An 18,265-nucleotide genomic window follows, 5' to 3' on the forward strand; every position below is an offset into this window, starting at 1 on the left:
TCATACCTCGAAGGCGGATTTTTCCGGCGCGGTTGCGGCTGCGCCGCGGTCAAGCAGCAGCTCGATCTTCACCAGGACATGGGCGATGCGATCGAGCAGGTGCTGCACATTGCGTTGTGCCTGCGCCATATCCGGCGACCAGGCCTCGGTCACGAGTCGGGCGCCGACGCAGAGGCGCAGCACGGCTTGCGGCGCGTCGTCCTGCCGCTCCAGCCGGACCGGCTGGCCGATCAGGCTACGCTGGACGGCGACCTGCCGGTCCGCCGCGCTGCCGCTGATCTCCTCGTTCATGTCACGCCGCAGCGCCCGGTGGACGGCGCTGGTCTCGGCCATCGAGACCGGCTTGCCGTCGCGCAGCAGCATGAACGGAAAGATCGTGGCGTGCGTGAACTCCTCGTCGTCATCGGCAGTCTTCTCGGTTGCCGTTGGAACGGACTGAAGCGACGGCGACAGCGCGATCATGCTGTCGATACCGGCGGCAAGCTCGGCCAGCGCCCTGACGCGGAAAGCTCCGGGCACGGCGTAGTAGCTGCCGATCTCCGCAAGCGCCGCCTCCCAGCGCAGCCATTGTCCGAAATTCGGCCGGCGCTCGAAACGTGAGCGCAGCGCCGTCCAGGCCACCGGCCAATCGCAGCGGCCGGCATAGTCGAAGAAGCCCGGCGCAATCCCCTCAATCCGGTCGAGCGACCGCGAAAACCCCTTCGGCACCAGCAGCGCGCCGCTGAAGGCAGGGCCGCCGAAGAATTTCGAGCCGGTGATCAGCACCATATAGCCGCGGTCGAGATAGGAGCGCAGCCGGCGGCGGCCGAGCCGCGCCTGACAGGCGTCGACGACGACCTGAACCTTGCGCGGCCAGCGCCGCGCGATCTCGTCGAGACAGGCCACGCCCGGCGCGCGCCAGCCGAGCTTGGAGGAATCCATGATCTGAAGCAGCACGGGCGCACCTTGCGCGATCGTCGCTTCGATCGACTCCAGCACCGCGGCATCGGTGTCGGCGCGCATCGCGATCCCGGGCCCGGCCCGAAGCAGCGGCAACGTCACGCTGGCGCCGGCGAGTCCGGCAACCGCGCCGTCCTTGCGCACGGCAAGGCCGCTCGCCGTCATGGAGCTGAAATGGTGACCGCGTGCGGTCTGGGCCGTGCCGCTACCGGTCTGGTCGGCGCCGACCACGATCGTCACTGGCGGGGCGCCGAGCACCGCACGCGCCAGGAACAGGGCGTGGAGCTGAGAATCCGTCCCGGACGGCGAGAACACGACGTCGACGCGCGGCGAGAGCTGGAGATGGCCGCGCAGCTCCTCGCGCATGGCCTCGCAGCGCGCATCGAAGGCGATCTCGACCTCGTCGAACAGGCACCTGTGCATCAGCTCTTCGCGCGCCAGCGCGGCGCGGTCATAGGCGAATTGCGAGATCGTCGATGCCGTCGAGGAGGCGAAATTCCAGATCTCCGGTTCCGGCGAGGCCGCACAGCCATAGGCATTGACGCGATCCCCAGCGTCGAGCGCCAGCCGCGGATCTCCGCCGGAGACGAGCAGCGTGTCCAATGGCGTGAAGAGATCGCGCAGGCGGTAGCGCGAGCCGCCGTCGAATGTGCGCTCGGGGACTGACAGACCGGATGCGCCGGCGCTCATCCCGGAAGGCTCACGCCGCATCGGCAGCTGCCGCTGGCGCAACTGCGAATTGCGAGGCGATGTCGCCGTGGAACACCGACGGCCCGACGTGATCCAGCGAGCTCTCGATGTCGGCCCAGATCTCGCCGCCGATGTCGGTCCAGCGCTTGCAGAAGGCGAAGTCCTCGGAAAGATAAGTCCCCGTCGCCGGATCGATCATGCATTCGAACAGCGCGAAGCGGTTCTGGCTCGCCGCCAGCGTGTCGTGCGAATGCTCACGGAAGAATTGCAGACCGGCATAGTTGGGATGGCGGCACATCGCCTCCAGCGCGTGGCGGCGGATCATCAGGAAGCCGGTGCCGGCGTAGCGCACGCGGGTAAAACCGTTGACCACCACGATGCGGTCGGGATCCTCGATCTCGAGCACATAATCGAGCGCGGCCGCCGGCACATCCGTGCGGCCGGACTCGATCGCCCGCCTCGCCTTGTCCCAGTTGACCCGCTTGATCGGATAGCAGCCGGCGACGACATCCGCGCCGCATTCGATCAGCCGGAACACCTGCTCGGGCTTGAAGCCGATGTCGGCGTCGATGAACAGGAAATGGGTCGCCTTTGGATCGTCGAGGAACATCGCGGCCAGATTGGCCCGCGCGCGCGTGATCAGCGCGTCGCCGTCACGCAAGACCACCTTGAGCTCGAGGTTGGACATGCCGTGCACGGCGCGCTGGAGCGCGAAGATCGAGCTCGCATAAATGCTCGAGACCTGCCCGCCGAAGCACGGCGTGGCCACCACCAGCTGCATCTTGTCCGACATCGACGGCCCCCGCCCCGCTCAACTCCTCACCAAAAGGTAAAGAGGCATGGTTAACGGCGTCTTAATGCGCCGTTACAGGAACTTGACGAGCGACAGCTGCGCAAGTTTCGAGGTAACCTGGTAGGACGCTTGAAGCGCATTCTGGAGCGACAGGAGCTCGCTCGCCACCTGATCCGGCGAGGCCGATTCCGCCTGGTCGATGATGGACTGGAGCTGCGCCTTGGCCTGGGTCTGGCGCGTGCCTGCGTCCTTCATCGTGTTCTGGGCCATCGCGAGGTCCGTCTGGATGTCCTCGATGTGCTGCTGGCCGGGCTGCTTCGTCAGCGACTGCGTCACCCGCAGGCTCAGCGCGGAGACCTGCCCGCCCGCATACTGGCTGGTCGGTGAGGTCGAGAACGTCCCGAACACGGCGATCGCCTGCAATTGCTGGCGGATCGCGTCCTCGTTGGCCTGCGCGCCATATTGCACCGTGACTGAATCATCCACCCGCGCCATCGCCGTGGAGCGCGGCGAGCCGGGCCCGTCATTGCCAGTGTACCATTTCACGGTATTGGCCGAGCCGTTGACCAGCGTCGTCGCCGAACTCGCCGGTGAAGAACCGACGCGCAATGGCGGCTGCGTCGCGGTGACCGGCGTCGAGCCGAAACCGAGCGCGTTGAGTGCGCCCGTGTTCGAGGTCGTGATGTTGAGGCTCGCCGCGTCGTCCGTGTTGATCGTGATCGAGCCGCCATGCACGGTCGAAGGCTTGGACGTGCCCGTGATCTGGTCGATCTTGCTCATCAGCGTCTGGATGCTGTCGCCGACATTGAGCTGGTTGCCGGTCGCGCCCGAACTGACGAAGGTCAGCGTGGTGCCGTTCACGGTGATGGTGTCGCCGGCGGCGAAGCCCGGCGAGATCGAGTTCGAGGGGCTCGCGCCGGACAGCGCCGTTGCTCCGCTGACCGGCGCCGGCGGGGCCGCCTGGTTGTTGACGGGCGCACCGATCGCGGAGCTTGCGGTGTTGAAGAAATTGTCGCCGGCCGTGATCGCGGATGCCGCGACAAGCGAGGTGTTGGCGAGCTTCGTGATCGCGGTGTTCAATGCCGTGTTAAGATTCGTGGCGGTGTTGCCGGGAGTCGTCGCGTCAATCGCGAAGCTGCCGATCGGCGTCGGCGTGGCCGAGGACGCGGTCAGGTCGACCTGCCCGGTGGTGCCGTCCGGCAGCGTGAACTGGACGCTCAGCTTGTCGCCGTCGTTCGGGTTGAGGCCGTTGAGATCGACCGAGAACGACACCGGCGAGCCGCTCGGGCCGGTGACCGTCGCACCCGTCAGCGTCGAGGACACCGCCGCGATCTTCATTCCGAACGGCGATCCGGCGACGTCCTCGGATACCCGCACCGAGCTCGGCGTCGGCTGCGTCTGCACCAGCCGTCCCATGCCGTTGGCACCGAGGTCGGCGGCCTGGCGTTCCGCCATGACGGTCTTGAAGCCCGCCTGCGTAGTCGTGCCGTTGATGATGTCGCCGGCATTGGCAACCGACTGCGTGTTGAACGCCGTCCCGGAGAACAGATAGCGGTTGCCCGACTGCGTGTTGAGAACGCCGACCATCGAGCCGAACTGCGAAGCGGCTGTGTTCTGCGCGACGGTCTGTCCGTTGACGTTGAGATCCTGCGCAGTGCTTGCGGAGCCGGTCTGCACCGTGTTGCGGATCGTCGTGAGCGACTGGAGCGCGGTATTGGCGAGGTTGATGTTCACGTTCACGTTCGTGATCGTGTCGGTATAGGCGGCGATGTTGGAGAGCTGCGAACGCCCGGCGATCGCAAAGCCCTCGTTGGTGCCCATCCCGGAATAGTTCTGCGACAGCTTGCCGGTTGCGAGCTGCGTCGACAGGTCGGTAAGCTGCTGATTGATGTTGCGGATCTGCGCGCCGAGAACCGACGAAGAGTAGTTGATGCTGCTGATCGACATCTTTTAGAACCCTGTACTGGTTACACTTGAGCCTGGATCAACGTGTTCATCATGCTCTGCACCACCGACATGACGTGGGCGTTGGCGGCATAGGCATTCTGAAGCTGGATCAGGTTCGACATCTCCGAGTCCAGATTGACGCTGGAGGTCGAGTCGAACTTGGCCTGGAGCGTCGAGACCACGACGCTCTGGCCCTGCTGGAGCTGGGTGGCCTGGGTCGAGGCGTTGGCCTGGACGCTCAGGAACTGCTGGAGGTAGTTCGAGACGCTGCCGGTGAAGGGCTGGTTCGCCGAGCCGAGGCCGGTCGTCGGCGAATAGGAAAACACCGCATTGGTGAGCTGCGAATAGAGATAGTCCGAGCGCGTGGTATCGCCGGCCGGCGTCACCGGCGAGGTGTTGTAGACGGACAGCCGCGTGGGATCGCTGACCAGCTGCGTGTTCACGGCGATGCGCCCGGCAAGGCCGGTCATCTGCGAGCCCGAGGCGGTGATCGCACCGGTGTAGAGCGCCTGCCCGCCGTCGGTGAACACCGCCAGCTGCGGGCTGCCCGAGGTCAGCGACGAGATCGTCTTGGTGGTCGAGGCCGAATTGACCTGGGCAAGGCCGGTATTGTCATCGGTCACCCGCAGCGTCGTGGCCGTCGCCGGCGACGGAGCTGCGGAGAACGTCAGGTGCGAGCCTGAGAGCGCGGTGTTGAGCGCAGCGGCGATCGCATTCATGCCGCCGGAGAAATTGACGCCCACCCGCATCGGGTTGGCATTGGTGGCGTTCTGGAGCGGCAGCGCCGCCGGGTCGGTCACGTTGACGAGCGTGATCTGGCGCTGGGTGTTGGTCGCCGTGTCTTTGTAGGTGATGTTGACCGTATTGCCCGGCTGCGCACCGGCAAGGTCGAGATCGAATCCGGCCGGCGGGCCCGAGACCGTGCTGCCGGCCGTGGTCTTGTCCGACAGCGCGCTCGACATCGTCGCGGCGAGTTGGTCGATCTGGTCCTGCGCCTGCACCAGCGTCTGGTCGCGCAGCTTGAGATCAGCCGCGATCTGGCCGGAGGAGACCACGTTGTTGGCGACGACGTCGAGCTGCGAGCCGTTCGGCAGCTTGATGTTGAGCGCACCGACGCCCGACTTGGCCGGGTCGGCGTTGTAGAGCGAGGTCGCCGACAGCGCGCCGGCGGAGGCAAAGGTGAATTGCGAGGCGAGCCCGGCACCGACGAGCTGGATGCCTGTCGTGGTGTAGATATTGGCCTGGTTCGAACCGTCGGTGGTGACGCGAACGTCGACATATTTCGACAGCGTGTTGATGGCCTGGTCGCGCTGGTCCATCAGCGTCGCGGCGGACGGGTCGTTTGCCGACAAGCCCTGAAGCTTGGTGTTGATGTCGGCGACCTGCTGCATCGCCGCGTTGGCCTGCTGTGCCGACGTGCCGAGATCCTGCTCGACGTTGGAGCGCAGCGACTGGATGCCGTTGGTGGTGACGTTGAGCTGCTTCGCCAACGCCTGCGCCGCGCCGAGGGCAACCGTCTGCGCCGACGACGAGCCGGCGCTCGTCGACAGCGCCTGCAACGCCGTGGTGAATTTGTTCAGCGCGGTTTCGAGCGTGCCGCTGTTGCCGGGCGTGCCGTAGACACTCTGAAGCTGCTTCAGGATGTTAGCCATCTGGTCGGCGTAACCGCTGCCGCCGGTCTCGGTGCGCAGCTGGTTCTGCACAAAGGTGTCGAGCTCCCGGCTGACGCCGGTCGTCATCGCCGTCGAGCCGAAATCGCCGGTGGTGACCTCGATCTGGTTCGGCCTCTGAACGACGTAACCCGGCGTCTGCGAGTTGGCGACGTTCGAGGAGACGATCGAGAGCGCGGCCTGGTTGGCACGCAGACCGCTCATCGCACTGGCGAGGGCTGAACTCAAACCCATATCACTAGCCGCCTTTGGTTACGTCACGCGCCGATCAGCGCAACACGTTCAAGAGATCCTGCACCATCGAATTCGCTGTCGTGATCACCTTGGTGTTGGCCGAATAGGCCTGCTGGGTCACGATCAGCTTGGTGAATTCGTCGGCGATGTCGGTGTTCGAGCCTTCCAGCGACGAGCCGCTGATACTGCCCGACGCGCCGTCGATCGCTGTGCCCGACTGTTCGGTCGCGGCGTAAGCGCCGCCGTCGAGGGCCTTGAGGTAATTGGTGCCGTTGAAGTGCGACAGCGTCACCTGGGCGAGGTTGAGGTTCTGGCCGTTGGAGAAGGTGCCGACCACGAGGCCGCTGTTGTTGACGGCAACCGAGCGGAGCTGACCGGCGGCGTAGCCATTCTGCGTGATGGTGTTGATCGTCACCGCGCCGCTGGTGCTGGCATATTGCGTCAGCCCGCCCGAGGACATGTTGAAGGCGACCGAGCCGAGCGACTGGCCGCCGACGCTGACGTTGTTGATGGTGATGCCCGATCCGCTCGGCGAGGTCAGCGAGCCGTCGCTGGCAAAGGTGAAGGCCTGCCCGGTGTTGACCCAGCCGACCATCGTGCCGGTCGCATTCGGATCGGTCTGGTAGAACAAGTTCCAGGTGTCGGAATGGCCGGTACCCAGCGAGGCGCTGTCGGTCTTGGCCCAACGCAGCTGCAGGTTCACCGGCGTGCCCGCGGCGTTGTAGGCGGTGACCGCACCGCCGCTGATCGATTCCTTGGTGAACGTGGCGATGTCGTTGCCGATCACGCCGCCGGTGCCGGCAGTGCCGCCACCACCGCGGTTCTTGGAGATGGACGACGTGAAGCCGAGCGCAGCGAAGGCGCTGCTGTTGTTGCTGGTCACCGTCAAGGTGGGATTGGCGATACCGGTATTCAGGGTGATCACGCCGTTGCTGATCGAAGAACCGCTCGCACCGCTGAGCGTGTCGATCTGGCTGAGCAGAGTCGCTATGGAGTCGGTGATGTTGATCTGGTTCGGAGGGCTAGCACCGGAGGCCACGAAGGTGATCGTATTGGCAGCTCCCGTGCCGTTGACCTGGATCTTTTGGCCGACCAGGAAGGGCGTCGAGAGGACTTCCGCCCCGCCGGGCGTCACGGTGCCGCCGAGCTGTGTACCACTCGTAATCGCGGGGGTGGACAGCACGTTACCGCCGCGCGTCACGCTGCTGACGCCGAGCAAGCCTGCCGCAGTGCCGCCGATCGTCACGTCGGCCGTGGTGTTGGTCGTGATCTGGATGTTACCGCTGGCGGTCAGAGTCACGCTGGTCGTGGGGACGCCGGCTCCAGACGCGATCGCGTTGAGGACATCCGACATCAGTGCGCTGGTGGGCGACTTCAGACCAATCGTGGTGACGACAGGGGGGCCTGCAGCCGTCGAAGCGCCCGAGACGGTGTTGTCGAAGTTGATTGTTTGGCCGTTGACCGTCAACGACTTGCCGGCGAGGTTGGTGAGAAGGCTGGTGTTGAGATGCGTGGCCAAGCCGGCATCGAGAGGCGTGCTGCCAGTTGCCGCCGCCGAAGCGTTGTCCTGCAGCGCCACCGAGCCAGTCGCGGTCGTCGCCGTATAGGCCGAGCGCAGATTGCCGGTGGCCGCCGCGCCGGAGACCGTCGCATTCGAATAGGGCGGCGGCGGCGTGCCGACGATCAGCGGGTTGGCGGCGAAATCGGACGGGTTCAGGCCGCCGGCCGCCAGCAGCGTGCCGCTCGCCGCGGTCGAGCTCGCCCCCGTGTTCGGCACGCTCGGCAGGTTCGCGGCGTACTGGATCGAGGTTGTCGCCTGTGCCGGGATGAAGTTGTTCTGGAATTTCAGGACGGACGCCACATTGCCGGTCGGGTTGCCGGTCTTGGGATCGACCGTGACGCCCATCAGATAGTAGCCGGCGCCATTGACCAGGTTGCCGTTGGAATTGAGCTGGAAGTCACCGCGGCGGGTGTAATAGGTGACGCCGCTGAACACCGGCACGTTATCCACGACGCCGGTTGCCTTCTGGATCGAGAAGAAGCCGTCGCCGGTGATCGCCATGTTGGTGGCGACGCTGGAGCCTGAGATCGTGCCCTGCGTCGTGATGGTCGCCTTGGCGTTGGCCGTGACGCCGCCCGCGACCTGCTTGCTCGGCACCGAGGCGTCGGGAATGAGGTCGACGAAGCTGGTCCCGATGCCCTTGTAGCCGGTGGTGGATGAGTTCGCGATGTTGCCGGAAATGTTCTGCAGCGCGTAGGACTGCGCCTGCAGGCCACCCACCGAGGTGTTCATTGCATCGAAGATACCCATAACTTTGTCTCCAGATCCGATCTCGGCGGCCGGTCGACCATGGCCGCAGTCGGAAGAGACAGTCGCAAGGGCTATGCCAATGCGGGTATTCTCAGGAAATCAATGACTTGAATGGGAAGGCCCCGGTCCGATGACCGGGGCACAATTGCCGGGCCGGCAACAATTGCCGGGGCATCGGGTCATTCCGGGGCGGCCCGCAGCACCGAACTCAGGTGCGCAATTGCGCACCTGAGAAGCTCGAGATTCCGGATTCGATGCTCACGCTTCGCTCCGGAATGTCTCCAGCGAGACCTACGTTGCCGACGCGGCGGCCGGGTGGAAGACCAGCCCGAAACCGTCGATGCAATAGCGCAATCCGGTCGGCTTCGGACCGTCGTCGAAGACGTGGCCGAGATGGCCGCCGCAGCGCCGGCAATGCACTTCGGTGCGCACCATGCCGAAGGTGCGGTCCTCGGTCTTGCCGACATTGCCTTCGATCGGCTGGTAGAAGCTCGGCCAACCCGTGCCGCTCTCGAACTTGGTCTCGGACGAGAACAGCGGCAGGTCGCAGCCGGCGCAGGCGAAGATGCCCTTGCGGTGTTCCTTGAGCAGCGGGCTGGAGCCCGGCCTTTCGGTGCCCTCCTTGCGGAGGATTTCATATTGCTGCGGCGTGAGCTGGGCGCGCCACTCGGCGTCCGTCTTCTCGATCTCGAATTTTTGCGCGGCCTTCTCTCCAGCCTCGGCGGGCGTTCCTCTCAACCAGCGGAAGGCCGAAAGGCCGAACAGGCCGGCAACAGTCGTCAGCAGGATGCGGCGGTCAAACATCTCATTCTCCGTGCGCGGGGGAGTCCACGCTCTGTGATACGGGCTCTAACGGCCGACGTTACACGTCCGGGCGGGGTTTTTATCAACTTATCGCGAGACACCCTGGTCCTACGAGGCCGGTTCCACATCCTCGGCCACAGGTTTCGGCGGAGGGGCCGGCTGCGGCCGGACGCTGGGCGGCGGACGGCGAGGACCAGTGCCGGCGGCCCGGTTGGCTTCAGCGAGGCGCGCCTCGCGTTCCCGGTCCTTGACCCGCGCACGCTCGCGGTAGCGGGCGAGCGAGCCTGCGGCGGCGGAACTCGCCCTGCCCCAAACTCCCACCAATTGGCCCGCGACCCGCCCGGTCGTGCCGCCCGCCCAGACCAGCTCGAATGGCGAGAACAGCCGCCAGCGCTCGTCGCCCCACAAAATGCTGCGCGCGATCAGCTGCCCGGCCATGGCCGAGGTGTTCATGCCCTGGCGGCCGAATCCGCTCGCCACCCACAGGCCTTTGCGCAGCTGGCCGATCTGCGGCATGCCGTGCACGGTCTGGCCGGTGGCGCCGCCGAACATGTCGGTAATCTCGACATCGCCGAACTGGGGGAAAATCGATCTGATCCGCCGCCTGACCGCGCCCGCAAAGCGCTGCGGACGCGCGGCCCAGGTGGTCTCGGGGCTTTCCCACATCAGGCGGTCGCCATCGACGACACGGAAATGGTCGACCCCGTCGGAATCCATCACCGATCCCTTGAACGCCACGATCTCGTGCACGCGCTCGCCGAGCGGCGCGGTAATCCCGGCATAGCGCCAGACCGGCAGCAGCGTCTCTGACAGGCGCCTCAAGGGCGCGCCGAGGTGGATGTTGCCGGCAAGCACGATGTGGGTGGCGCGCAGCCGCGCCGAGGGCGTGACGATGCGCTTGCGGATGCCGGAATGATCGATGCTGACGACCGGCGTATCCTCGAAGATGCGCGCTCCCGCCCGCCGCGCCAGCGTTGCGAGGCCGTGCACATATTTGCGGCCGTCGAGCTGGAATGCCCGGGGATAATAGACGCCGTGGAAGTAGCGGTCGGTCTTGAGCGCCTCGCGGACGCGATCCACCTGCCAGCCCTCGACCTCCGTGTCGAAATCCTCGTGGAGCATCTGCAACCGGCTGATCAGCCGGTCGCCGGCATCGACGTTGGAGACCTCCAGCACGCCATCGCTCGGGCCAATGCCGGGCATGTTCTCTTCGGTGGCGTTGGCCCGGACGAACTCGGCGCCCTCCTTCGCCAGCGTCCACAATTCGCGCGCGTCCTCGAAGCCGATGCGCTCGATCAAATCGGCGAGCGGCAGCGCAAAGCCCGGCATCACGGTGCCGAGCTGGTTTCCGGAGGCGTTCCAGCCGACATGGCGGCCCTCGAGCACCGCGACGCTGGCTCCGAGCCGGGCTGCCTCCAGCGCGATGGAGAGCCCGGCAAGCCCGGCCCCGATCACGCAGATGTCGGCATCGAGATCAAACGACAGTCGCGTGCGTTCACGAAAGCCGGCTTCTTCCTGGGACACGCTTGTGAAAGTCTCGCTCATGTCGTTTCCTTAAAGGACCGATCGGGCCCTTGTCACCTTGTCCTCAACCGGCGCCTGTAGATTATTCTGGACGCGTAACGATTCGAGAATGCCATGCGCCGTTTGATGCTGCTGCGTCACGCCAAGACCGAGACTGACGCGCCGAGCGGCCGTGACCAGGATCGTCGCCTCGACGACCGCGGCCACAAGGACGCCGCGCAGATCGGGGATTGGCTCGCCACCCATCCCCCCTTCCCCAAGGCCGTGCTGGTGTCGCATGCCGTCCGGGCCCGGCAGACCTGGGACATTGCCTGGGAGACGATGAAGGACCGCGTCGCAGCGCCGCAGGTGGAGGTCCTGCCCGAACTCTACGGCGCCGATCCCGCCCAGATCCTGGAATCCATTCGCACTGCAACCGTTCCGGCCAACCCGAAGCAGTTGCTGCTGGTGGGCCACAATCCCGGCATGCACGAGGCCGCGCTGATGCTGATGGGCGGCGGCGATCCGGCCGGCGCCAAGGCGCTCGCTCACAATCTGCCCACGTCGGGGCTTGCGATCTTCGACTTTGACGTCAAGGATTGGGGTGACGTGGCCTACCGCCGCGGCAAACTGGTGCTGTTCGTCAGCCCCAAGCTGCTTCGATCGGGTTGAGACGCGCGGGGCGCGCCGTCTCGACCGGTTGATCCCAGCTTGGTCAATTGGGAGGCGCAGATGTTCAAGTCCATCCTCGTGCCCATCGACCTCGCCGACACCGATCTGGCCAAGCCGGCGCTCGCGACCGCGATAACGCTGTCGCAGACCTGGAGCGGATCGATACGACTGCTCAACGTGCTGCCGATGACGCCGGTGATGCTCGCCGAATACGTCCCGGCCGATTTCGACGAGCAGCAGCGCCAGACCTCCGAGGAAGCGCTCGCCATCGTCGCGCGGGAGTCAGGCATCGAGACGGGGCGCATTTCCAGCGTGGTGCGACAGGGCGGCATCTATCATGAGATCCTGGAGGAGGCCATGCACATGAAGGCCGACCTGATCGTGATGACCTCGCACCGGCCGGCGATGCGCACCTATTTCCTCGGCTCCAACGCCGGGCACGTCGTGCGCTACGCCAAGTGCTCGGTGCTGGTGGTCAGGCACTGAGCCACAACAAACGCTGTCATTGCGAGCGGAGCGAAGCAATCCAGAGTCTTTCCGCGGTGGCAGTCTGGATTGCTTCGCTCCGCTCGCAATGACGACGCGGAGGCATTGTCACCACGCCCGGACTTGCGGGCGTGGCGGCCGAACAAACTCACAGATACCGCGTCAGCTCGGCCTTGAACTGCCCGTAGACGGCGTCCTCGATCTGGCTGCGCGTGATCCCGATGTCGCGCAAGGCGTGGTCGTCGAGCTCGTTCAGCGTCTTGACGGCAGAGCGGCGCTCCAGGCGATCGAACAGCGCATGGGCGGCGTTGGCGAGCGTGCTGAAAAATCCGCCCGACGAGGATGGGCGTAAACTCCGCCCGGCAGTTTGCGAGATCGTGGTCATTTTTCTTCTCCGGCCTATTGTCCGCGCAGCGAAGCAGGTGCCGTTGGCGCGGACGCTGTGAGCGCCTGCACCTCATTTGCCATCGGATTGCTCTCGCTCTCCTCGGCTCAATCGCGGAACTTGATGGAACTTAAATGCTCCAGTACACTACTCGGAGCAAGTAAAACATTGCTCTCGGTGCAATAATGTCCAAGTTCGAATACGTGAAGCTTGCCGATGCCATTGCGGCCGATATCACTAAAGGCACGTTAAGGCCCGGCGACCGGCTGCCGCCACAGCGCAACTTTGCCTATGACCGCGGCATCGCGGTCTCGACCGCGAGCCGGGTTTATACGGAGTTGCTTCGCCGCGGGCTCGTCGTCGGCGAGGTCGGCCGCGGCACGTTCATCTCCGGCGACATCAAGCGCGAGGTCGAGGCGTTGAGCGAGCCGCGCGACGCGCGGATCGATTTCGAGGTCAATTATCCGTTATTGCCGCAGCAATGGGCGATGATCGCCAAGAGCCTTGCCGGGCTCGAGCGCGTCGACGCGCTCGAATCCGCCCTGCGCGTCTCGACAAGCACCGGCACCAAGAGCGCGCGCAATGCGGCCGTCGCCTATCTCGCGCGCAAGGATTTCACGCCGCAGGCCGAGCAGATCGTCTTCACCGCCAACGGCAAGCAGTCGCTCGCCGCCGCGCTCGCCGCCCTCGTTCCCACCGGCGGCCGCTGCGGCGTCGAGGCGCTGACCTACCCTTACGTCAAGAGCATCGCGGCGCGGCTCGGCGTGACGCTGGTCCCGATTCCGATGGACGAACACGGCGCACGGCCCGATGCGATCCAGAAAGCGCATCGCGAAGCGCATCTGTCGGCGCTGTATCTCCAGCCCATCATCCAGAACCCGCTCGGCGTCACCATGAACGCGACGCGGCGCGCCGACATCATGCGCGTTGCCGAGAAGCTCGATCTCACCATCATCGAGGACGCCGTCTACGGCTTCCTCGCCGACGACACACCGCTGGCAGCGCTCGGGCCGGACCGTTGCATCGTGATCGACAGCCTGTCCAAGAAGGTCGCACCGGGCCTCGCGCTCGGCATCCTCGTGACCCCGCCGCATCTGCGCGAGAGCGTGATGAGCGCGGTCCGGACCGGCGGCTGGATCGCCTCGGGCCACGCGCTGGCGTCCGGGCAGCGGCTGATGGCCGACGGCACCGTCGCCGAGCTGACGCGGCTGAAACGGATCGACGCTGCGCGCCGGCAGCAGACCGCGGCAAGGCTGCTTGCCGGCTACCAGATCGCGGCCGACGCCCGTTCCTATCATTTGTGGCTGACGCTGCCGCCACACTGGCGCTCGCAGACCTTCGTCGCCGCAGCAGCCCGGCGCGGCATCGCACTGACGCCATCCTCGACGTTTGCAATTGCGCACGGACATGCACCGAACGCGGTGCGGCTCGCGCTCGCCCCGCCCTCGCTCGAGCAGCTCGATTCCGGCCTGCGCACACTCGTGTCGCTGCTCGGCACCAAGGAAGAGGATTTCGACTCGACGGAGTAAGCGAGAGCGTTGCGAGCGAAGTGATACCGGTTCGAAAACGCGTCGCAACAAAGATCCGGCCCTTCGCCGCTCAGGTCGCCGGCCATTCCGCGATAAAGCCCCTCGCCTTGTACGGCTCGATCTTGTCCCATTCGTGCAGGACACGCCGGCGAAACTCGACATTGGTGTGCCAGAGCGCGCGCGGCGTCGCAAAGCTGTCGACGGTGAGCAGCATCTTCTCGACGTCAGGCCAGTGCCGGTGCAGCGTCATCGGGTAGCGGCGCGCCGTCCAGGTGTTGCCGAGGCAGATCACGCTCCGGATGTTTCGCAGTCCAAGCGCTGCATCAATGATCGGCAGCGAGAAGATCACGTTCTCGCCGGTGTTCATTGCGCGATGTTCCTCGAGGATGAGGTCCGCCGGAATGCCGGCCGCGACCATCGCTGCCTTGATGATGGTGCACTCAGATTGCTCCGAGCCCGGCGTCACACCACCGCTGACAATCGACCAGCGGAAAAGGCCCTCGCGCCACAGCCTCGCGGCGGTGTCGGCGCGCAAGCCAACGTCCTCGCGGGTGCCGAACATGAACAACAGATCGGCCGGCCGGAGCGGCGTATCGATCAGATGCGTACGGTTGATTTCGACGATCTCATCCGCTGTAGGCTGCTGCCTGTTGCGATCCATGGTTGGCATGACAGCACGATGCGACACCGGCGCAGGGGCACGAAGTCACGTTTGATTGCGGCCGATTGCACCTAGGGCAGCAACGCCTTCGGCACACGATCAAAACTGTAGCTGTGCGGCTGGTTGCGCCGCACGAAGCCGCCGACCTGCCAGGCGAACAGCGCGGCAAAACCGATGATGAAGAGGGCGCCGGCGAATTCGCCGATCAGGAGCGCGCGGATCAGCAGCCCCGTCATCGCCACCGTCAGCACCGCCAGGAAGGCCAGCACCGCCGCATAGGTCTTGCGGCCGAGGCCTGCGGTCAATTCGGCGCGGCTGCCGGCTTGCGCCATACGTGCGTGCAGTTCGATGATGAAATCGCGAAAACCGTTGTCCTGCGGCGCCATTAACGCCGCGGTCTGCCAGCTCGTCGACAGGATCCTGATGCGGCCGCCGCCGGTGTGGCTGACATCGGCGCGAAAGCGGTGCTGCTGCATCGACACCGGGCGAAACGACAGCCGGATCGCCGAGATCTCGTCATAGCGCCACAGGCCGGAGCGGCCGGCGATGTGCCAGGACAGGCCCTCGTCCGTCAGCTCGAAACGATGCGCCGAGCCGATCAGCGACGCCTTGTAGGCGTAGCTCGTGACCGACGGGCCTTGCGCTCCCGAAACCTGTATCCCCACAATCAATCCCGTCCGCGCAATCCCGCCTGCGATCGGCTTGCGCGATCGCCCTCGCCCATCCTACAAGCGGGGCATGGCTGAGACGACCTTTTTTCCGCGCCGCCTGATTCTCGGCGCCGCCGTGATCTCCGGAGTGCTGCTCGCGCTCGCGGTGCACATGCTGGGCGCGCGCTACGGGCTCGACCTCGGCGGGCTCTGGCATTCCGACACGCACGAATTCATACCCGCGGGCGCAGCGATCGCCTGGTGGCTGATTGCCACGGTGGGTTTCTCCGGCGGCTATTTCACGGCGACATTGATGCAGAGCGCCGTCTCCGGACAGATCCCGCAGCGGATGCGGCAGTTCCTGATCGCGGTCGGCGTGCTGCTGCTTGCCGGTGCGGGCCAGGTGGCCTCGGCGCCGAGCCCGATCCCGTCCGTCTCGGGCGTGCTCGCCGGGCTCGCCGCGCTATGTCTTGGCGCCGTGATGGCGTTTTGCGGCGCGCATTTCGCGCTGCGCCGCGGCTAGACATCAGGCCGAGGCGAGCAGCCGCGGCCGGTTCAGCATCAACGCGACATCGGATGCGGGCCGCGGCTTGCTGAAAAGATAGCCCTGCGCCTGGGTGCAGCCCTCGCGCCGCAGCAGCTCGAGCTGCGCGTCGTTCTCGACGCCTTCCGCCGTGGTGACGATGCCGAGGCTGCGCCCGAGGCCGGTCACGGCGCGGATGATCGCCATGGAATCCTCGCGCGTCGCAAGCTCCGACACGAAGGAGCGGTCGATCTTGATCTTGTCGAACGGGAAGCTGCGCAGGTAGCTCAGCGACGAATAGCCGGTGCCGAAATCGTCGAGCGAGATCCGCACGCCCATGGCCCGCAGCTCGTGCAGGGTGGTCAGCGTCGCCTCGCTGTTCTGGAGCAGCACCGATTCGGTGATCTCGAGCTCGAGCCGCCGCGCCGCGAGCCCTGAGGCTGCCAGCGCATCGGTCACGGATGCGATCAGGTTCGGACTCTTGAACTGCACCGGCGACAGGTTGACGGCGACATCGACGTCGTCCGGCCAGGTGGCGGCGTCACTGCAGGCGCTGCGCAGCACGAACTCGCCGAGCTGGACGATGAGGCCGGTCTCCTCGGCCACCGGGATGAAGTTGATGGGGGCGATCAGGCCGCGCTGCGGATGGTTCCAGCGCAACAGCGCCTCGAAGGCGACGACGCGACCGCTGGCGACGTCGCGGATCGGCTGGTAGTACGCCTCGAACTCGTCGCGCAGCAACGCCGCCCGCAAGTCCATCTCCAGCAGCCGCCGCGCCTGCGCACGCGCATCCATGCCGGTCTCGAAGAAGCGATAGGTGCCGCGGCCGTCCGCCTTGGCGCGGTACAGCGCGAGGTCGGCGTTCTTCAACAGCTCGTCCGGATTGTCGCTGTCCTGCGGCGACAGCGAGATGCCGATCGAGACGCCGATCACGATCTGATGGTCGTCGATCTCGTAAGGCGCAGAGATCACCTCGACGAGGCGGCCGGCAAGGGCTCGCGCCGCGGCTTCCTCGGAGCGCCCGATCTGGACCACGGCGAACTCGTCGCCACCGAGCCGCGCCACGGTGTCGCTCGCGCCGACAGTGGCCTTCAGCCTGCGACCGACTTCCTTGAGCAGCGCATCGCCGATGGGATGGCCGAGCGAGTCGTTGACGTCCTTGAAGTGATCGAGATCGAGGCACAGCACCGCGAGCTGGTCGCCCGACTTCGCCCGGCCCAGTCCCTGCTCGAGCTGCTCGTGGAACAGCACGCGGTTCGGCAGATTGGTCAGCGCGTCATGGCGCGCCATGTGCGAGATCTTGGCCTGCGCCTCCAGCCATTCGGTGATGTCCTCGAAAGTCGCGACCCAGCCGCCGCCCTGCATCGGCTGGTTGACGACGCGGATGGAGCGACCGAACCGGGTGACGACCTGGCTGGTCGTGCGGCCCTCGCGCGCGTCGGCCACGAGGCGCGCGAAGAATTCGCCCGCATCGCCCTGCCACTGGCCCTTGGCCTGCTCTTCCCGCAACACGTCGACGAGCAGGCGGCCGGCGAGCGGAATGTCGGTGCGGCCGAGCAGCGCCGCGTAGCGCTCGTTGAAGAGCTGGATCTTGCCGTCCGCATCGAACATGCACAGTCCCTGCGACATGTTCTCGAGCGCGGTATCCAGCACGACCTGCTGGCGTCCCAGTTCGCCCTTGGCGCGGCGGTCGAGCAGAGCCGCCGCGAGCGCGATCGCGATGATCGCAGCGGCGGCGCTGGCGGTGAGGATCGACAATGAGGCCGGCGGGATCGACAGGCCACTGATCACGACCGCAGGATCCGGCGTCAGCTCCACGGCGCCCATGGCGGTGAAATGATGTGAGACGATGGCAAGCGTCAGCAGCACCGTCGCGCCGAGCGCGCCCGCAAGGCTGTCGCGGCGCCCCGCAACCACCAGGGCAAGCGACCCGAGAACGATGCCGAGGATGATCGAGACCGTCACTGTGCCGGTCGTCCAGCCGATGTGCGCGGGAATCTCGAGCGCCATCATGCCGGTGTAATGCATGGCGGCAACGCCGCCACCAACGACGGCGCCGCCGAGCGCAACCAGGCCCGCCCGCGTCACCGACACCGAGATGCTCAGCCCGATGAAGGTGACCGCGATCGCGAAGATCAGCGACAGGACCGTCAACGGAATGTTGTAAGCGCCGCCCGCACCAGGCCCGTAAGCCTGCATCGCGATGAAATGGGTTGCCCAGATGCCGCCGCCGGCGACGACGGCATCAAGCGCGACCCACGATACGCGAGCTCCCCCGCGCGCCGCACGCGCGCGGTGGAACAGGCTGATCGCCGCCGCGCTGGCGAGCAGACATACCGCTCCGCCGAGTGCGACCAGTCGCCAATCATGCTGATCCGTCAGGCAGTAAAGAACTTGATACATTGCCGGTCCCTATTCCAACCGCACTAGAACCGGCAGAGATGGACAGTCGGTAACCGGCTATGTGC

At 65.9% G+C, this 18,265-nt stretch carries 15 protein-coding genes; 4 read left to right on the forward strand and 11 right to left on the reverse strand.

All coding sequences use genetic code 11. From position 1 onward, the window contains the following. The 7 genes from AB7535_RS22040 to AB7535_RS22070 all read right to left on the reverse strand — a co-directional run bounded on the left by AB7535_RS22040 (position 1) and on the right by AB7535_RS22070 (position 10,933). Entirely contained in the window at positions 1-1,650 is a 1,650-nt protein-coding gene (locus tag AB7535_RS22040; RefSeq protein WP_231142316.1) for a hypothetical protein, read from the reverse strand. Continuing rightward, on the reverse strand, positions 1,640-2,422 hold the full coding sequence (locus AB7535_RS22045; RefSeq protein ID WP_439036822.1) for a hypothetical protein: 783 nt from the start codon (positions 2,420-2,422) through the stop codon (positions 1,640-1,642). Before AB7535_RS22045 ends, AB7535_RS22040 begins: the two co-directional genes overlap by 11 nt. A 72-nt stretch (positions 2,423-2,494) precedes the next feature. Beyond that, the gene (locus AB7535_RS22050; protein ID WP_439036823.1) at positions 2,495-4,369 is read right to left on the reverse strand and encodes a flagellar protein; all 1,875 of its coding nucleotides are present in this window, start codon (positions 4,367-4,369) and stop codon (positions 2,495-2,497) included. 20 nt (positions 4,370-4,389) lie between these two features. Beyond that, a complete protein-coding gene (gene flgK, locus AB7535_RS22055) occupies positions 4,390-6,273 on the reverse strand; it encodes a flagellar hook-associated protein FlgK (RefSeq protein ID WP_085405889.1) in 1,884 nt (627 codons plus the stop codon). Positions 6,274-6,307: 34 nt separating this feature from the next. Then, on the reverse strand, positions 6,308-8,584 hold the full coding sequence (locus AB7535_RS22060; RefSeq protein WP_439036824.1) for a flagellar hook-basal body complex protein: 2,277 nt from the start codon (positions 8,582-8,584) through the stop codon (positions 6,308-6,310). Between the two features lie 291 nt (positions 8,585-8,875). Then, complete coding sequence (msrB, locus tag AB7535_RS22065) at positions 8,876-9,388, reverse strand: peptide-methionine (R)-S-oxide reductase MsrB (protein ID WP_071912177.1); 513 nt, start codon at positions 9,386-9,388, stop codon at positions 8,876-8,878. A 108-nt stretch (positions 9,389-9,496) separates the two neighbouring features. Further along, the gene (locus tag AB7535_RS22070; RefSeq protein WP_439036825.1) at positions 9,497-10,933 is read right to left on the reverse strand and encodes an NAD(P)/FAD-dependent oxidoreductase; all 1,437 of its coding nucleotides are present in this window, start codon (positions 10,931-10,933) and stop codon (positions 9,497-9,499) included. 93 nt (positions 10,934-11,026) lie between these two features. Between AB7535_RS22070 and AB7535_RS22075 the strand changes: the two genes are divergently transcribed. Then, entirely contained in the window at positions 11,027-11,563 is a 537-nt protein-coding gene (locus AB7535_RS22075) for a SixA phosphatase family protein (RefSeq protein WP_038956013.1), read from the forward strand. Between the two features lie 60 nt (positions 11,564-11,623). After that, positions 11,624-12,049, forward strand: a complete 426-nt coding sequence (locus AB7535_RS22080) for a universal stress protein (RefSeq protein WP_071917342.1) — start codon at positions 11,624-11,626, stop codon at positions 12,047-12,049. A gap of 148 nt (positions 12,050-12,197) precedes the next feature. On the opposite strand, the gene AB7535_RS22085 is transcribed toward AB7535_RS22080, so the two are convergent. Continuing rightward, positions 12,198-12,434: a DUF1127 domain-containing protein gene (locus tag AB7535_RS22085; protein ID WP_038933822.1), complete on the reverse strand. Its 237-nt coding sequence runs from the start codon at positions 12,432-12,434 to the stop codon at positions 12,198-12,200. A gap of 185 nt (positions 12,435-12,619) precedes the next feature. On the opposite strand from AB7535_RS22085, the gene AB7535_RS22090 reads away from it, so the two are divergent. Further along, entirely contained in the window at positions 12,620-13,963 is a 1,344-nt protein-coding gene (locus tag AB7535_RS22090; protein WP_439036826.1) for a PLP-dependent aminotransferase family protein, read from the forward strand. Positions 13,964-14,033: 70 nt separating this feature from the next. Here the strand turns inward: AB7535_RS22090 and AB7535_RS22095 are convergent, their stop codons facing one another. Next, a complete protein-coding gene (locus AB7535_RS22095) occupies positions 14,034-14,624 on the reverse strand; it encodes a YdcF family protein (protein ID WP_434057416.1) in 591 nt (196 codons plus the stop codon). Between the two features lie 71 nt (positions 14,625-14,695). After that, positions 14,696-15,283: a hypothetical protein gene (locus AB7535_RS22100; RefSeq protein ID WP_085405938.1), complete on the reverse strand. Its 588-nt coding sequence runs from the start codon at positions 15,281-15,283 to the stop codon at positions 14,696-14,698. A gap of 79 nt (positions 15,284-15,362) precedes the next feature. Between AB7535_RS22100 and AB7535_RS22105 the strand changes: the two genes are divergently transcribed. Continuing rightward, positions 15,363-15,797, forward strand: a complete 435-nt coding sequence (locus tag AB7535_RS22105) for a hypothetical protein (protein ID WP_028158298.1) — start codon at positions 15,363-15,365, stop codon at positions 15,795-15,797. 3 nt (positions 15,798-15,800) lie between these two features. Here AB7535_RS22105 and AB7535_RS22110 read toward each other — a convergent pair whose 3' ends face one another. Beyond that, a complete protein-coding gene (locus tag AB7535_RS22110; protein ID WP_283017056.1) occupies positions 15,801-18,200 on the reverse strand; it encodes a bifunctional diguanylate cyclase/phosphodiesterase in 2,400 nt (799 codons plus the stop codon). Positions 18,201-18,265 lie beyond the last annotated feature (65 nt).

It is taken from the genome of Bradyrhizobium sp. 956_D2_N1_4, assembly GCF_052076025.1.
GTDB lineage: Bacteria > Pseudomonadota > Alphaproteobacteria > Rhizobiales > Xanthobacteraceae > Bradyrhizobium > Bradyrhizobium barranii.

Bases quoted from the DNA above. Each gene is read 5' to 3' on its own strand.
- AB7535_RS22040 (WP_231142316.1), bottom strand. From the start codon at position 1,650: ATGCGGCGTGAGCCTTCCGGGATGAGCGCCGGCGCATCCGGTCTGTCA.
- AB7535_RS22045 (WP_439036822.1), bottom strand. From the start codon at position 2,422: ATGTCGGACAAGATGCAGCTGGTGGTGGCCACGCCGTGCTTCGGCGGG.
- AB7535_RS22050 (WP_439036823.1), bottom strand. From the start codon at position 4,369: ATGTCGATCAGCAGCATCAACTACTCTTCGTCGGTTCTCGGCGCGCAG.
- flgK (WP_085405889.1), bottom strand. From the start codon at position 6,273: ATGGGTTTGAGTTCAGCCCTCGCCAGTGCGATGAGCGGTCTGCGTGCC.
- AB7535_RS22060 (WP_439036824.1), bottom strand. From the start codon at position 8,584: ATGGGTATCTTCGATGCAATGAACACCTCGGTGGGTGGCCTGCAGGCG.
- msrB (WP_071912177.1), bottom strand. From the start codon at position 9,388: ATGTTTGACCGCCGCATCCTGCTGACGACTGTTGCCGGCCTGTTCGGC.
- AB7535_RS22070 (WP_439036825.1), bottom strand. From the start codon at position 10,933: ATGAGCGAGACTTTCACAAGCGTGTCCCAGGAAGAAGCCGGCTTTCGT.
- AB7535_RS22075 (WP_038956013.1), top strand. From the start codon at position 11,027: ATGCGCCGTTTGATGCTGCTGCGTCACGCCAAGACCGAGACTGACGCG.
- AB7535_RS22080 (WP_071917342.1), top strand. From the start codon at position 11,624: ATGTTCAAGTCCATCCTCGTGCCCATCGACCTCGCCGACACCGATCTG.
- AB7535_RS22085 (WP_038933822.1), bottom strand. From the start codon at position 12,434: ATGACCACGATCTCGCAAACTGCCGGGCGGAGTTTACGCCCATCCTCG.
- AB7535_RS22090 (WP_439036826.1), top strand. From the start codon at position 12,620: ATGTCCAAGTTCGAATACGTGAAGCTTGCCGATGCCATTGCGGCCGAT.
- AB7535_RS22095 (WP_434057416.1), bottom strand. From the start codon at position 14,624: ATGGATCGCAACAGGCAGCAGCCTACAGCGGATGAGATCGTCGAAATC.
- AB7535_RS22105 (WP_028158298.1), top strand. From the start codon at position 15,363: ATGGCTGAGACGACCTTTTTTCCGCGCCGCCTGATTCTCGGCGCCGCC.
- AB7535_RS22110 (WP_283017056.1), bottom strand. From the start codon at position 18,200: ATGTATCAAGTTCTTTACTGCCTGACGGATCAGCATGATTGGCGACTG.